The sequence below is a fragment of the Nocardiopsis sp. N85 genome (assembly GCF_028882275.1).
Taxonomy (GTDB): domain Bacteria; phylum Actinomycetota; class Actinomycetes; order Streptosporangiales; family Streptosporangiaceae; genus Nocardiopsis; species Nocardiopsis lambiniae.
Genome location: NZ_JARBUT010000001.1, coordinates 1 through 14,130, shown reverse-complemented (window position 1 = coordinate 14,130; position 14,130 = coordinate 1). Strand labels below are relative to the sequence as shown.

The following is a 14,130-nucleotide window of genomic DNA, read 5'->3' as shown; positions in this document are numbered from 1 at the left end:
CCGTGGCCGAATCGCGCCACCATCACCTTTCTCGACCTGGTATGGGGGCACGTGTCCGACGCGCGGGCGGCCGGCGGCCGGAGCCCTCAGGCCCGGCCCAGGGCCCACTCCGCGACCGCGTGCAGGTCGTCGGCGATGACGTCGGCCGCCCCGGCCTCGGCGGAGGCGGCGTGCCGGTACCCGTAGATCCCCCGGCGCAGCAGGGCCGCGGCCATGCCCGCCCGCCGCGCCGGCAGGACGTCGTTGTCGACCCGGTCGCCCACGTAGAGGATCTCCTCGGCCGCGATCCCCGGACGGGCGACCGCGGACAGCTCCAGCACCCGGTCGAAGAACTCCTCCTGCGGTTTCTTCACACCCCAGGTGTCGGAGATCCCGATCCCGTCCACGCCCAGCCCCATCGCCTCCAGGGCGGGCCCGGCCTCGGGCGGCTGGTTGCCGGCGATGACCAGCGACAGGCCGGCCCCGCGCATGGTCTCGAACGCGGGCCGCACGTCGGGGTAGAGATCCTTCTCACCGAAGTGCTCGCGCTCGCCGTCCGGGTCCTCCGCGTGCCAGCGTGCGCTCTCGGCCGCCAGGTCGAACCCGGGCACCAGCAGTCGGAACCCGTCGGTGAGCGTCCCCCCGTCGGACAGGACGCCACCGATGGTGCCGAAGAACGCCATGTGCGGGATCTCGAACCGGTCCGCCCAGCGCGCGAAGATCCGCGTCTCGTCGACCAGGGTCTCTCCGACATCGAACACCACAGTACGAATAGCCACGTCGAGGGAGTCTACAAGCCACCCGAACCGGCACCGGGGGGACGGAGGACCGCGAACGCGTCGGTGATCTGGAGACTCAGCGAACGGAACCGGAAGAGCGCGGCCGGCCGACCGCCCGACCGCCCCGACGGCACCGAGCGCCCGGTCTCCTCGATCTGACCGCGGCGCAGCAGGACCCGGCGCAGGTTGGTGGCGGCCACGTCGTGCCCCAACGCGGCCCGGTAGTACCCCGACAGTTCGGACATGGTGAACTCCGGCGGGGCCAGGGCGAACCCCACGTTGGTGTAACTGAGTTTGGCGCGCAGCCGCCGCCGGCCGGCGCGGACGATGGAGGCGTGGTCGAAGGCCATCGGGGGCAGGTCCGCGGCCGGATGCCACCGGGTGTCGTCGGGCACGACCGGGTCGATGTCGGCGGGTACCAGCCCCAGGTACGCCGTGGCCAGGGTGCGCCGTTGGGGGTTGCGATCGGGGTCGCTGCGGGTCTCCAGCTGTTCCAGGTGCGAGAGGTCGCGCACGTCGACCTTCTGGGCGAGCTGGCGGCGGATCGAGGCGCCCAGGCTCTCCTCGGGCCGCAACCGCCCGCCGGGCAGCGCCCACTCCCCCTCGCAGGGCGGCAGGGCGCGCCGCCACAGCAGCACGCACAGCTCACCTCGGCGGATCTGGAGGACGACGGCGAGCGCCTCGTGCGCCGACAGGCCCGCGTCCTGCGCCACGACGCCCACCGCCTGTCCGTTTGCTTCCGGGATATCCACCCTGTCCCTTCCGTTCCCCGACATGTTAAGCTGCATGAGGTTTGTGCCTGGCAGACAAAAACCTGCCGGCCCGCACCGACCAGCCACGGCACGGCGTCCGCGCCCTGCCCACAGCCTCAAGGAAGTAGTACGGACATGGCACCGGTCACCACCGCGGCGGACACCATGACCAGGCGGGAATGGGCCACCGAGGTCCGCCGCCTGGCGGAGGAGCGCGACGCGGTCATCCTCGCGCACAACTACCAGCGCCCGGAAATCCAGGACGTCGCCCACCACACCGGCGACTCCCTGGCCCTGTCCCGTCTGGCCGCCACCGTCGACGCGAGCACCATCGTCTTCTGCGGCGTGCACTTCATGGCCGAGACCGCCAAGATCCTGGCACCCGAGAAGACCATCCTGCTGCCCGACCCCGACGCGGGCTGCTCCCTGGCCGACACCATCACCGCCGAGCAGGTGCGGGAGTGGAAGGCCGAACACCCCGGTGCCGTCGTCGTGGCCTACGTCAACACCACGGCCGCGGTCAAGGCCGAGACCGACATCTGCTGCACCTCCTCCAACGCCGCCGACGTCATCAGGTCCATCCCCGAGGATCGCGAGATCCTCTTCCTGCCCGACCAGTTCCTGGGCGCCCACGTCAAGCGGGTCACCGGCCGCGAGAACATCCACATCTGGATGGGCGAGTGCCACGTGCACGCCGGCATCGACGGCCACACCCTGCGGCGGCGAGTGGAGTCCGAGCCCGACGCCGAGGTCTACGTGCACCCCGAGTGCGGCTGCGCGACCTCCGCCCTGTACCTGGTCGGCAGCGGCGCCGTGCCGCAGGAACGCGTGAAGGTCCTGTCCACCGGCGGCATGCTCACGGCCGCCGAGAAGACCACCGCCAAGAAGGTCCTCATCGCGACCGAGACGGGCATGCTGCACCAACTGCGCAACGCCAACCCGAACACCGAGTTCGAGGCGGTCAACTCGCGCGCCGAGTGCCACTACATGAAGATGATCAACGCCGACAAGCTGCTGAACTCGCTGCGGTACGGCACCACGGAGATCACCGTCGACGCCGAGACCTCGGCTCTCGCCCGCCGCTCCGTCGAACGCATGATCTCGATCGGATCGCCTTCGCGCGGCGGTGAGTGACCCGGTGGGACGGGTCGGCGACAAGGCGAGAGGTAACAGAACTCTTACCTTCGAGCCACAGTCGGCCGATTCCCCCACACCCCCCTTCTCCCCCCACTACCGTCTGCGGTGAGTGGGGGGAGAATCGTGACCAGAGGCAACGAAAGAGACGAACCGGCTCAGGAGACGGTCGAGGCGCTCTACGACGCCTTCGCACCGGTCCTGTACCGGTACGCCTGGTCACTGCTGGGCGAGGGCCCGGAGGTGGCCGACGCCGTGCACGACGGCCTCGTCGCCGCGCGCACCCTGGGCGAACGCCCCGCCGACCCGGCCGAACGCGGCCCCTGGCTGTACGCCCTGGTCCGGGCCGCCGCCCGCCGTCGCGGGTTCGCCCACGCATGCCCCTACACCCGCCTGGCCACCGTGCCCGCCGAGCAGCCGGTCGCGCGCATGTTCTCCCGACTGCCGGCCAGCCACCGCGAACTCGTCGAACTCCACCTGCGCCACGCCCTGCCCGCGTCGGCGATCGCCCGCATCCTGGGGCTGGACCCGGAACTGTGCGTCGAACTGGCCCGCTCGGCCGTGCGCCGCGCCGCCGACGGCCTGGCCGAGGCCCGCGACCCCGAACGCGCCGCCCGCGCCCGCGCCCGGATCCCCGAGGACGAGGGACCGATCTCTCCGACCGGGTGGCGGGCCCGGATGGAGGAGGTCTCCACCGCCCTGGCCCTGCTGCGCCCCCCGGGTCCACCCCCGGGCCTGAGGGAGCGCATCGTGAAGAGCTGCACCGACCCCGAACTGGCCGACGAGCGGCGCCGCGTCGCCCGGGAGATGCACCCGCTCACCTCCGAGGGTTACCCGCTGCACCGCTCCCGTGCCGCCGAGACCACCGACACCGCCGTCGAGACCGGACCGGCCGACGACGAGAAGGGCGCCCCGCGCCCCACCCGATTCCTGCCCGGAGACCGGCTGCACACGGCCGACCACCCGGTCCGGGAGGAACCGCGGGCACCGCTGCCCGGCCCCGAGGGCACCGCCGAGGACGAGGACCTCCCCCGCCGGCGCTCGCGCCGGACGCTGCCCGTGGTCGCGGGCCTGGCCACCGCCACCCTGGCGGTGGCGCTGTGGTCGTGGGCGGGCGCCATGGAGGGCCCCGCCACCGTCATCGGCACCGGCCCCGAGGAGACGGGGGACGACCCCCCCGCCCTCGTCCAGGTGGAGACCGCCTCCACCGCCGCCGACACCCGCCCCGAGGCGGACGCCACCACCGGCGTCTCCGACACCCCCGCCTCCCCCGAGGAGGGGGAGCCCACCGAGGCCCCCGGCGACGGAGCACGGACCTCCCCCGGCCCCGAGGCACCCGGTGAGAACACCACCCCGCCCGACCGGGAGGACCCGCCCGAGGGCGAGGCCCCACCGCAGCAGCCCTCGGTGGAGCCCTCCGGAAACGACGACGCCCCCGACGAGGAACCCGACAACGGGTCCGATCGCGGAGGCGGTCTGCTCAGCGGTCTGCTGGGGCTGCTTCTGGGCGGTGGCTGACGCCCACGGCGGCCCCGCTCCGGCGAGGGGCCTGGAAGGTCAGAAGGAGACGAGGAGGCGTTCGGCGGCGATGTGCAGTCGCCGTTCGACCTCGTCGACGTCCCGGCGGCCCTTGAGGATCTCCACCAGCTCGAAGATCCACACGCTCGTGAGCGATCCGGCCAGCACGTAGCCGACGTCGTCGCGGTCGATGTCGTCGCCCTCGCCGTTCTCCGCGGCCAGGGAACCGGTGGCCACCCGCCACACCAGGTCGGTGATCCGACTGTCGAGCTCGATCTTGACCTCGGCCATGATGAGCGAGCGCACCAGGGCGTCGGCCAGCTCCGGCTCGCGCATCAACCCCCGGGTGGCGCGCAGCAGCACGTCCACGGCACGCCCCGCCGGGGTGTCGGCGGTGGGCGGACGACGGACGATGCCGCCCTCCAACAGGTCCAGCTCCTCGGTGACCACGGCCACGACGAGGTCCATCTTGGAGGGGAAGTACCGGTAGAGGGTGCCCAGGGCCACCCCCGCGCGTTCGGCCACCGAGCGCATCTGCATGGCCTCGACGCCGCCGCGCACGGCCAGGGCCGCGGCGGTCTGCACGATGCGCTTACGGCGCTGGGTCTGGCTTCGCGACATGGTTCCGATCGGCGCCTGCACCGCCACAGGATCTCTCCCATTCGTCGTCAGTTCCGCGTGTCGAGCATGCGCCGCGGCACTGGGAGGGGCTACCAGGTGTCATTGGCCGAAGCCCACCGGGAGCACCGACCTGATGAGAACACGTTATCCAACCGCTTCCCGTTCGCGCAGCGGTTCTCATCCATGATCCACGCCTCATTGACCGGCGAAGTAGCGGCATGGCGGAATCGATCCAGGGTTTTTAGGAACACCGGTACAAGATTTGTAGAATATGTTCTATTTCGATCGGCGCGCGTCCCTCTCCCCCGATCGGTGACTCTGGGTGCTCGTCCGAGGGCCTGACCACCGCCCGCCCGACCCCGGCGACCTCGACCATCCTAGAATCGAACCCGATTCGGTTTCCAGTGAGAGGTGGCCCATGCCCGAGACACCCCCCGTCGAGGACCTCGGAGCAGGCGTGTGGAGCCTGCCGGTCCCCATCCCCGGCAACCCCCTCGGCTTCACCTACGTCTACGTCCTGACCGGGTCCGACGGCCCCGTGCTCATCGACACCGGCTGGGACCACGACGACTCCTGGGAGGCCCTCGTCAAGGGCCTGGCCCGGATCGGCCACGGCATCGACGAGGTCCGCGGCGCCGTCCTCACCCACTTCCACCCCGACCACACCGGGCTCACCGGCCGACTGCGCGCCGCCTCCGACGCCTGGATCGCCATGCACCCCGCCGACATCACCGTCACCGAACGCCTGCGCGCCCGCGACGAGAACGAACAACGGAGCGACCTGGCCGACCAGATGCGCTCCGCCGGCTTCCCCGAGACCGACACCGCCGAACTCCTGGCCGGCCCCCGCTACTCCCCTCCCCCCGTCGTCCCCGACCTCCCCCTGGCCGACGGAGAACGCGTCGACCTGCCCGGACGCGACCTGCGCGCGGTATGGACCCCCGGCCACACCCCCGGCCACCTGTGCCTGCTCCTCGCCGACGGCGGCCGCCTCTTCACCGGCGACCACGTCCTGCCCCGCATCACCCCCCACGTGGGCCAGTTCCCCCTGACCACCGACGACGGCGACCCGCTCGGCGACTTCCTCGCCTCCCAACGCGCGATCGCCGACCTCGCGGACGCCGAGACCCTGGTGTGCCTTCCCTCACACGAGCGCCGCTTCACCGGCCTGCGCACCCGCGCCGAAGAGATCATGGGACACCACGAGGACCGCCTCCGCGAGATCCTCGACCTGCTGCCCGACGGCACCGCCGCCACCCTCTGGGAGATCACCTCCGACCTCACCTGGCGCCGCCCCTGGGCCGACATGAGCGTGAGGGCCCGACACATGGCCGCCGCCGAGACCTCCGCACACCTGCGCCTGTCGGAGGAGCGCCGCCTGACCACGCGGATCGCAGGGGCCGACCGACCCCGTTGGGCCGCCGTCACCGGCCCGAACGACCCGGCATAGGATTCCCTACCAACCGGCCCGGGGCCGACCCGAGGACAACTGACGAGTAACATATGGGGCGCCCACACCCGCCGCCGGACGACGCGCGCACGACGCCCGACGGCGACCACCCCGCCGGTCGACGGCGGCGAACGGGCCCCGCGACCCAACGAAGAGGTGGACTCTTGACCCAGTCGGGCATGAACACGGGACCGCACCCCGAACGCCCCCTGCGCGTCGCCCTGCTCTCCTACCGAAGCAAACAGCACGTCGGCGGCCAAGGCGTGTACGTCCGCCACCTCTCCCGGGAACTCGCCGCGCTCGGCCACGAGGTCACCGTCCTCTCCGGACAGCCCTACCCCGTCCTGGACGAGGGCGTCACCCTGGAGAAGATCCCCTCCCTGGACCTCTACAACGACGCGAACCCCTTCGTCGCCCCGCCCCTACGCGAATGGCGCGACTGGATCGACGTCCTGGAGGTCGCCACCATGTGGACCGCCGGATTCCCCGAACCCCTCACCTTCTCCCTGCGCGCCAACCGGGAACTGCGCCGCCGCCTGGGCGAGTTCGACGTCGTCCACGACAACCAGACCCTCGGCTGGGGCCTCCTCGGCATCACGTCCGCCGGGATCCCCCTGGTCACCACCATCCACCACCCCATCAGCGTCGACCGCCGCATCGAACTCGACGAGGCGCGGGGGTGGCAGAGGCTCTCCAAACGCCGCTGGTACGGGTTCGTCAAGATGCAGGCCAGGGTGGCCCGCCGCCTCGACCCGATCCTGGTCCCCTCCCGGTCCTCCGCCGACGACATCGCCCGCGAGTTCGGCGTCGACCCCGCCGCCATGGAGGTCACCCCGCTCGGCGTGGACACCCGCTACTTCCACCCCCGCCCCGAGATCGAGCGGATCCCCGGACGCATCGTGTGCACCGCCAGCGCCGACAGCCCCCTCAAGGGCGTCGCCACGCTGCTGCGCGCCGCCGCGAAACTGGCGACCGAACGCGACGTCACCCTGACCATCGTCAGCAAGCCCCGCCCCGGCGGCCCCACCGACCTCCTCGTGGACGAACTCGGCCTGCGCGACCGCGTCGAGTTCGTCAGCGGAATCGACGACACCGCCCTGGCCGAACTCGTCGCCGCCGCGCAGATCGCCGTCGTACCGTCCTTCTACGAGGGCTTCTCCCTGCCCGCCGTGGAGGCCATGGCCTGCGGCACCCCGCTCATCGCCAGCCACGCCGGGGCCCTGCCCGAGGTCGTCGGCACCGACGGCGACGCCGGCCGCCTCATCCCCCCGGGCGACCCCGAGCTGCTCGCCGCCGAACTCACCGCCCTCCTCGACGACGACACCGAACGCGAACGCATGGGCGCAGCCGCCTGGCACCGCGTCCAAGAACGCTTCACCTGGCGCGCGGTGGCCGAGTTGACCGCCCGTCGCTACGCGTCCACCATCGCGTCCGTCACGGGCGGCCACCCCACCGACGGCGACAGCCGACCCGCCCCCGTGCGGGCCAACGGCGCCTGAGCGCGCCGCACCCCCGCATCCGCAGAATCCTAGGGAGCCTCCACTGATCACCGTCGACTTCACCCTGTTCCCCGTCGGCCCGGGAGACCGCGTGCTCGACCTGGGCTGCGGCGGCGGCCGCCACGCCTTCGAGGTCTACCGTCGCGGCGCCGACGTCGTCGCCTTCGACCAGAACGTCGAGGACCTGGCCTCCGTCGAGACCATGTTCGCCGCCATGAAGGAGGAGGGCGAGGCTCCCGCCGAGGCCACCGCCGAGACCGTCAAGGGCGACGCCCTCGACATGCCCTTCGACGACGGGTCCTTCGACCGCGTCATCGCCGCGGAGATCTTCGAGCACCTCCCGCACGACACCGCGGCGATGAAAGAGCTGTACCGGGTCCTCAAGCCCGGCGGCATCGCCGCGGTCACCGTGCCGAGCTTCCTCCCCGAGCGGATCTGCTGGGCCCTGTCGGAGGAGTACCACACCAACGAGGGCGGCCACATCCGCATCTACACGCGCGCCGAACTGGAGGCCAAACTCAAGGCCACCGGGTTCGAGATCGGCCCGCACCACCACGCGCACGCCCTGCACGCGCCCTACTGGTGGATCAAGTGCGCGGTGGGCACCGACAACAACGACCACCCGCTCGCCAAGGCCTACCACGAGCTGCTCGTCTGGGACATGTTGCAGGCCCCCACGGTGACCCGGGTGGCCGAACGCCTGCTCAACCCGGTCATCGGCAAGAGCGTCATCGTGTACGTGCGCAAGCCGCGCACCACCGCGTGATGTCCGTCGTCACCGACGTCACCGAGCCCCTGCGCCTTCCCGGCGTCCTCGACGCCGGACAGCTGCTGCGCTCCGCGGACTACCTGGTCCACAGCCAGGAGGCGAACGGGGCCGTCCCCTGGTTCCCCGGAGGCCACACCGACGTGTGGGACCACGTGGAGTCCGCCATGGCGCTGACCGTGACCGGACTGTGGGAACCCGAGCACGCCGCGGCGGCCCGACGCGCCTACCGGTGGCTGGCGGTCTCCCGCCACCCCGAGGGCGGCTGGCCCGCCAAGTTCCGCCAGGGCACGCCCGTGACGGAGTTGCGGGAGGCCAACCACTCCGCCTACCCGGCCGTGGGGCTGTTCCACCACCTGCTCGTCACCGGCGACACCGCCTTCGCCGAGGAGCTGTGGCCCGTGGTGGAGGAGGGCCTGGAGTTCGTCCTCGACCTGCGCGGCGAACGCGGGGAGATCCTCTGGGCCCGCTCGGAGGACGGCTCACCCGGCGACCACGCGCTGCTCACCGTGTGCGCCAGCGTGCACCACGCGCTGCGCTGCGGAGCCGCTCTGGGCGAACGCCTGGGCCGCCCGCGCCCGGAATGGACGAAGGCCGCCGACCGGTTGGCCGACCTCATCAACGACGACGAGGACCTGTTCGCCGACCGCGCCCGTTTCTCCATGGACTGGTTCTACCCGGTCCTGGGCGGCGCGGTCGTGGGGACCGCCGCACAGGAGCGCCTCGCCGACCGCTGGGAACGGTTCGTCGTCCCGGGACTCGGGGTGCGCTGCGTCAGCGACCAGCCGTGGGTGACCGCCGCCGAGACCGCGGAGCTGGTCATGAGCCTGGCCGCCGTGGGCCGGATCGACGACGGCGTACGGATCCTGCGCGAGGTACAGCACCTGCGCGACGGAGACGACGGAATCTACTGGACCGGTTACCAGTTCGCCGAACAGGTGCGCTGGCCGGTGGAACGCAGCACCTGGACCTCCGCCGCCGTGATCCTGGCCGTGGACACCCTCACCGGAACGACCCCGGGCTCCCAGGTCTTCCTGCACACCTGGGACGCCTGAGACACACGGAAGGGGGCCGCGGACGTGATGTCCGCGGCCCCCTTCCGTCACGACGAGGACTACTCCGACTCCGGGAAGAACCGGCCCTCCTCGCCGCGTCCCGGTGGCACGTCGCCACCGCCCGTGTCACCGTCACCGGGACCGGGGATCTCGGGCACCTCCGGAACCTCGGGAATCTCGGGCACCTCCGGAACCTCCGGGACCTCCGGTGAGATCGGCTCCTCCGGGGTGCCGGGGTCCACGGGGGTGTCGTCCACCGGCGGATCGGGCTCCTGTGTGGACGGGTCCGGGGCCCAGTACTGGGTGGACCCGGCGAACGCGGGCGAGGGGAACTCCTCGCGCTCGTACCCCTCCATCGCCTTGGCCATGTAGTCACGCCAGATCGGCGCGGCCACACCGCCACCGGAGATGTCGTACCCGGGGATGCTGAAGCCCTGGTTGTTCTCGTTGTACACACCCACGGCCGTGGACAGCTGCGGGGTGTACCCGACGAACCAGGCGGCGACGCTGTCGGAGGTGGTACCGGTCTTACCGGCCACCGGATGCGTCCAGATGTTGGCGGAGGTACCGGTACCGCCCTGCACGACCTGCTGCAACGCGTAGGTGACGTCGGAGGCGGTGGACTCCTTGAGCGCACGCTCGCTCTCCACCTCGGGGCGCACCTCCTCGCCCTCGACGTTGAGGATCGACTTGATCACGTGCGTCTCGACGTGCTCCCCGCCGTTGGCGAAGGTCGCGTACCCGCCGGCCTGGTCGAGCGGGGTCACCGTGGAGACGCCCAACGCCAGGGTGGGCACCAACTGGTGGTCCTCGATGCTGCCATCGCGCAGCCCGATGCCGTACGCGGTGTCGCGGACGTTCTCGTAGCCGACCTCCATGTTCAGCTCGACGAAGCCGAGGTTGTTGGAGACCCGGGTGGCCTGGATGAGGTCCATCGGACCGCCGGGCGCGTTGCCCGCGTTCTGGATGCGCGAGCCCTGGATCTCCCTGGGACCCCTGCCGTCCACGAAACTGTTGAGGCTGTACCCCTCCTCCAGCGCGGTGGCCAGCACGTACGGCTTGAACGCGGACCCGGCCTGGGCACCGCCCAGCAGGGCGCTGTCGTACTGGTTCTCGCGGTAGTCGTGGCCACCGTAGAAGGCCAGGACCTCACCGGTGGCGGGGTCGACCGTCGCCAGACCGATGTTGACGCCGTCGGGGATGGCCTCCTGCGGGATGGCGGCCTCCACCACCTCGTAGGCGGCGTCCATCATCCCCTCGTCGAACGTGGTGACGACGGTGTAGCCCTGCCGGTTGATCTGGTCCTCGGTGTACCCGAGGTCCGTCAGCTCGCGCACCGCGGCCTCGTACATGTAGCCCCGGTAACCGCTCAGGTCGTTGTTCTCACCGGGGTTGTACTCCACCGGCGCCGGGAACTCCATCGCGTCGGCCTGGCCCTGGCCGATCGCCTCGGTGGTGACCAGACCGTTGACGACGTAGCGCCAACGCTGCTCCATCTCCGGGGTGGTGTTGACGTCGGCCTCGCCGAACGGCGTCGGCTGCTGGATGGCGGCGGCCAGGAAGGCGGCCTCCTCCGGCGTGAGCTCGTCGACGTCCTTGTGGTAGTACGCCTGCGAGGCGGCCTGGATGCCGTAGGCGTTGCGACCGAAGTAGATGGTGTTGAGGTACTGCTCCATCACCCACTCCTTGGACTCGCTCTGGTCGATCTTGATGGAGATGATGATCTCCTGGATCTTCCGCGCGACCGTCTGGTCTAAGGAGACGCCCTCGTAGTAGTTGCGGACCATCTGCTGGGTGATGGTGGACCCGCCCTGGACCTGCTTGCCGGTCACGGTGGACCACACCGCCCGGGTGGTGCCCCGAACGGAGACACCGGGCTCGGTCCAGAAACCACGGTCCTCGGCGGAGATGACCGCCTCGACGATGTGGTCGCCGCCCTCGGTCATCTCGTCGTAGGTGATGGGGTCGCGGTCGGTGCCCCGGTAGGCGAACTGGGTCTCGCCGTCCCCGAAGTAGAAGGTGGAGCCCTGTTCGAGGGCGTCGGCCTTGGCGGCGTCGGGCACCTCGACGGTGGCGTAGAAGTACGCGAAGGCACCGCAGGCGGCCACGATCATCAGCCCGGTGACGATGAGGAAGGTGCGCAGCAGCCGCCACCAGAGCGGCTTCTTGCGCTTGGTCTTCTTCTGGCCCGGGGGCCGCTGCGGCCCGCTGCCGGCCGGCCCGGAGGGACCGGGAGGAGGCCCCTGGGGGGGCTGCGCGCCACCGGAAGCGCTCCGGCCGACGTGCTCGGACAATCTTCGCGGCTGAGGCCACATCGCGGCCGCCTCGGCGGCCGACTCTTCGCTGATGGGCGCGGTCGGCCCACCTCCCGGAGCCTCGGCCGGCCAGGAACCCGCCACCGGAACCGGAGGCGGAACGTCGAAGCGCGGAGCGGCCTGGGGAGCGGGTGGTGCCTGGGAGGCGGGCGGCGCCTCCGCAGGGGTCTCGGACGGGGTCTCGGGCCTCGTGAAAGGCACGGTCGCCGAACCCCCGGCGGGCGCCTCGGAAACAGGCGGCGTCTGGGGAGCGGGTGGTGCCTGGGAGGCGGGCGGCGCCTCCGCAGGGGTCTCGGGCCTCACCAAGGGCACGGTCGTCCAACCGTCTGCGGGCTCCTCGGACCCAGGTCCGCTCTCGGCGTCTCTCGGAACGGCCTCGGGCTCGGAAGGAAGATCCGGAGCGTCCTGTACGGTCTCCGAACCGCCCTGCTCAGTCACAGCGGAACCATTTTCGGTCCCTCCCTTGACCGAGGTTCCGGTCACCGAAGGCTCATCGGGGGCGGACGACTTCTCAGGGTCGCCCTTCCCCGCTTCCTCGGCGTCGTCGAAACCCTGCTCCGCGAGTACCTGAGCGACACGCTCGCGGAAGAAGGTGCCGCTGGTCTTGAAAGTGATCGGACCGGTCTCGAACTCCGGCCCCGTCGCGTCTTCGTCGGTGGACGGGGCACCACCGGTCGCGCTGTCATCCGCCACGGACTCGTTGGACATGTCCTCGGCAGAGGTCTTTTTCGTATCCGGCGCGATGTCCTCGTTATGCTCGGGACGCTGTCCATCCGCCCCGTTCGCGCCGTTCGTGCTCTCGCTCAGCTCCCCGCCCCCATGGCAAATCACGTCCGGCACCGTGCCGTCCTGGTGTTTGACGCGCGACCGCCCCGGATCGGTTCAGTTCAAGTCGGGACCGAAGCGGTATTTCGGGGAATGGCGCTGCCCCCGCTCCGCCCCTCTCCGACACGATACCGGCCCGTAACCATGTCAAGGTCGAATCCATAACCGGGTGATGACTTCTTACCCAAGGCTTACCCTGCGTAGGTGTGTATCCGGGAGTCTGTTATATCGCTCACCGTCACCCTCTCCCGGAAAGCACGACGGGCCCCGGATGGCCCGGAGCCCGTGACGAACGCGAACGTCAGCCGACCCGTTCCAGGATCCGCATGGAACCCACCACACCGACCTCCTTGAACGCCCCCGACTCCAGTGCGCGCAGGTAGATGTTGTAGGGCGGTCGGCCACCGTCCTCCGGATTCGGGAAGACATCGTGGATGACCAGCGCCCCACCCGGCGCCACGTGCGGGCTCCATCCGGAGTAGTCGTTCTGGGCGGCCTCCTCACTGTGGCCCCCGTCGATGAACACCATTCCCAGAGGGGTGCCCCACACCGAGGCCACATCGGCGGAACGACCGACGATCGCGATGACCTCGTCGTCGAGCCCGGCCTCGGTGATGGTCCGCCGGAAGTGCGGCAAGGTGTCGAACCTCCCGGTCACCTCGTCGACGAGCGTCCTGTCGTGGTACTCCCAGCCCTCTTGGTGCTCCTCGGAACCACGGTGGTGATCGACGGTGAGGACCTTCACACCGGCGACCCGGGCGGCGGCTCCCAGGAAGATCGTGGACTTGCCGCAGTAGGTACCGATCTCGACGATGGGCCCCACATGGGCGTACCGGAGAGCGGTCTCGTAGAGCGCGGTGCCTTCGTCCGTGGGCATGAACCCTTTGGCCGCCTCGGCCACGGCCGCCAGGTCGGCGGGGATGGGAATCGTCATGGGTGAATCATTCCACCACCCACCAGGGGAAGGACCGCTGGGCCGCCCTCCACGCAGGGTCAGGGAGTGTCCGTTCTCCCTTGGACGTGGGGCTCGGCAGCGGGGCGTGGTCTCTGGGGTTGCTCTTTTCCCTCGCTCCGGGCCGGGGCGTGGGCTTTCGGCTGGGGCCTTGGGGGTTGTTGTTCTCTCGGGGCCTTGTGGCTGGGGCCCGGTGGTAGGGACGGGCGCGAACCCCCGCCCGACCACCACGACCCAGCCGAACACGAAAAAAAGCACCCCCACCCCACACCACCCCACACACAAAAAAAAGGGGGCCGCCCCCAGCCACCCCCACCCCACACCACCCCACACACAAAAAAAGAGGGGGGCCGCCCACGGCGACCCCCCCCACACACCAACCCCACACACAGGGAAAGCCCCCCACCCCCAAAAAAAAGAGGACGGAAGGCTCTCAACCCGAAAAAAAACCGTGGCGGCAACCTACTCTCCCACCCCACCACAGG

Annotated in this window: 11 protein-coding genes; 6 read left to right on the top strand and 5 right to left on the bottom strand. The window is 70.7% G+C overall.

What is annotated here, in order from left to right:
- Window positions 1–86: 86 nt before the first annotated feature.
- Together PWG71_RS00055 and PWG71_RS00050 are read right to left on the bottom strand one after the other, a co-directional pair.
- The gene (locus tag PWG71_RS00055; protein ID WP_274807359.1) at window positions 87–758 is read right to left on the bottom strand and encodes an HAD family hydrolase; all 672 of its coding nucleotides are present in this window, start codon (window positions 756–758) and stop codon (window positions 87–89) included.
- Window positions 759–769: 11 nt separating this feature from the next.
- A complete protein-coding gene (locus PWG71_RS00050; RefSeq protein WP_274807358.1) occupies window positions 770–1,510 on the bottom strand; it encodes an NUDIX hydrolase in 741 nt (246 codons plus the stop codon).
- A 135-nt stretch (window positions 1,511–1,645) separates the two neighbouring features.
- On the opposite strand from PWG71_RS00050, the gene nadA reads away from it, so the two are divergent.
- Window positions 1,646–2,644, top strand: coding sequence for a quinolinate synthase NadA (nadA, locus tag PWG71_RS00045; RefSeq protein WP_274807357.1), 999 nt, complete (start codon window positions 1,646–1,648; stop codon window positions 2,642–2,644).
- Between the two features lie 126 nt (window positions 2,645–2,770).
- Window positions 2,771–4,162 carry a sigma-70 family RNA polymerase sigma factor gene (locus PWG71_RS00040; protein WP_274807356.1) on the top strand — a complete coding sequence of 464 codons (1,392 nt, stop codon included), beginning with the start codon at window positions 2,771–2,773 and terminating at the stop codon, window positions 4,160–4,162.
- Window positions 4,163–4,201: 39 nt separating this feature from the next.
- Here the strand turns inward: PWG71_RS00040 and PWG71_RS00035 are convergent, their stop codons facing one another.
- Window positions 4,202–4,810: a TetR family transcriptional regulator gene (locus PWG71_RS00035; protein ID WP_274807355.1), complete on the bottom strand. Its 609-nt coding sequence runs from the start codon at window positions 4,808–4,810 to the stop codon at window positions 4,202–4,204.
- A 391-nt stretch (window positions 4,811–5,201) separates the two neighbouring features.
- Between PWG71_RS00035 and PWG71_RS00030 the strand changes: the two genes are divergently transcribed.
- From PWG71_RS00030 to PWG71_RS00015, 4 genes are all read left to right on the top strand, one after another.
- Window positions 5,202–6,233, top strand: a complete 1,032-nt coding sequence (locus tag PWG71_RS00030) for an MBL fold metallo-hydrolase (RefSeq protein WP_274807354.1) — start codon at window positions 5,202–5,204, stop codon at window positions 6,231–6,233.
- A gap of 164 nt (window positions 6,234–6,397) precedes the next feature.
- On the top strand, window positions 6,398–7,732 hold the full coding sequence (locus tag PWG71_RS00025; protein ID WP_446724951.1) for a glycosyltransferase family 4 protein: 1,335 nt from the start codon (window positions 6,398–6,400) through the stop codon (window positions 7,730–7,732).
- A 100-nt stretch (window positions 7,733–7,832) separates the two neighbouring features.
- Window positions 7,833–8,498: a class I SAM-dependent methyltransferase gene (locus PWG71_RS00020; protein ID WP_446724968.1), complete on the top strand. Its 666-nt coding sequence runs from the start codon at window positions 7,833–7,835 to the stop codon at window positions 8,496–8,498.
- Window positions 8,498–9,553, top strand: coding sequence for a prenyltransferase (locus PWG71_RS00015; protein WP_274807352.1), 1,056 nt, complete (start codon window positions 8,498–8,500; stop codon window positions 9,551–9,553). The genes PWG71_RS00020 and PWG71_RS00015 overlap by 1 nt, the downstream gene beginning before the upstream one ends.
- Window positions 9,554–9,612: 59 nt before the next feature.
- Here PWG71_RS00015 and PWG71_RS00010 read toward each other — a convergent pair whose 3' ends face one another.
- Complete coding sequence (locus PWG71_RS00010; protein ID WP_446724950.1) at window positions 9,613–11,847, bottom strand: transglycosylase domain-containing protein; 2,235 nt, start codon at window positions 11,845–11,847, stop codon at window positions 9,613–9,615.
- Between the two features lie 1,147 nt (window positions 11,848–12,994).
- A complete protein-coding gene (locus PWG71_RS00005) occupies window positions 12,995–13,627 on the bottom strand; it encodes a class I SAM-dependent methyltransferase (protein WP_274807350.1) in 633 nt (210 codons plus the stop codon).
- Window positions 13,628–14,130: the final 503 nt, after the last annotated feature.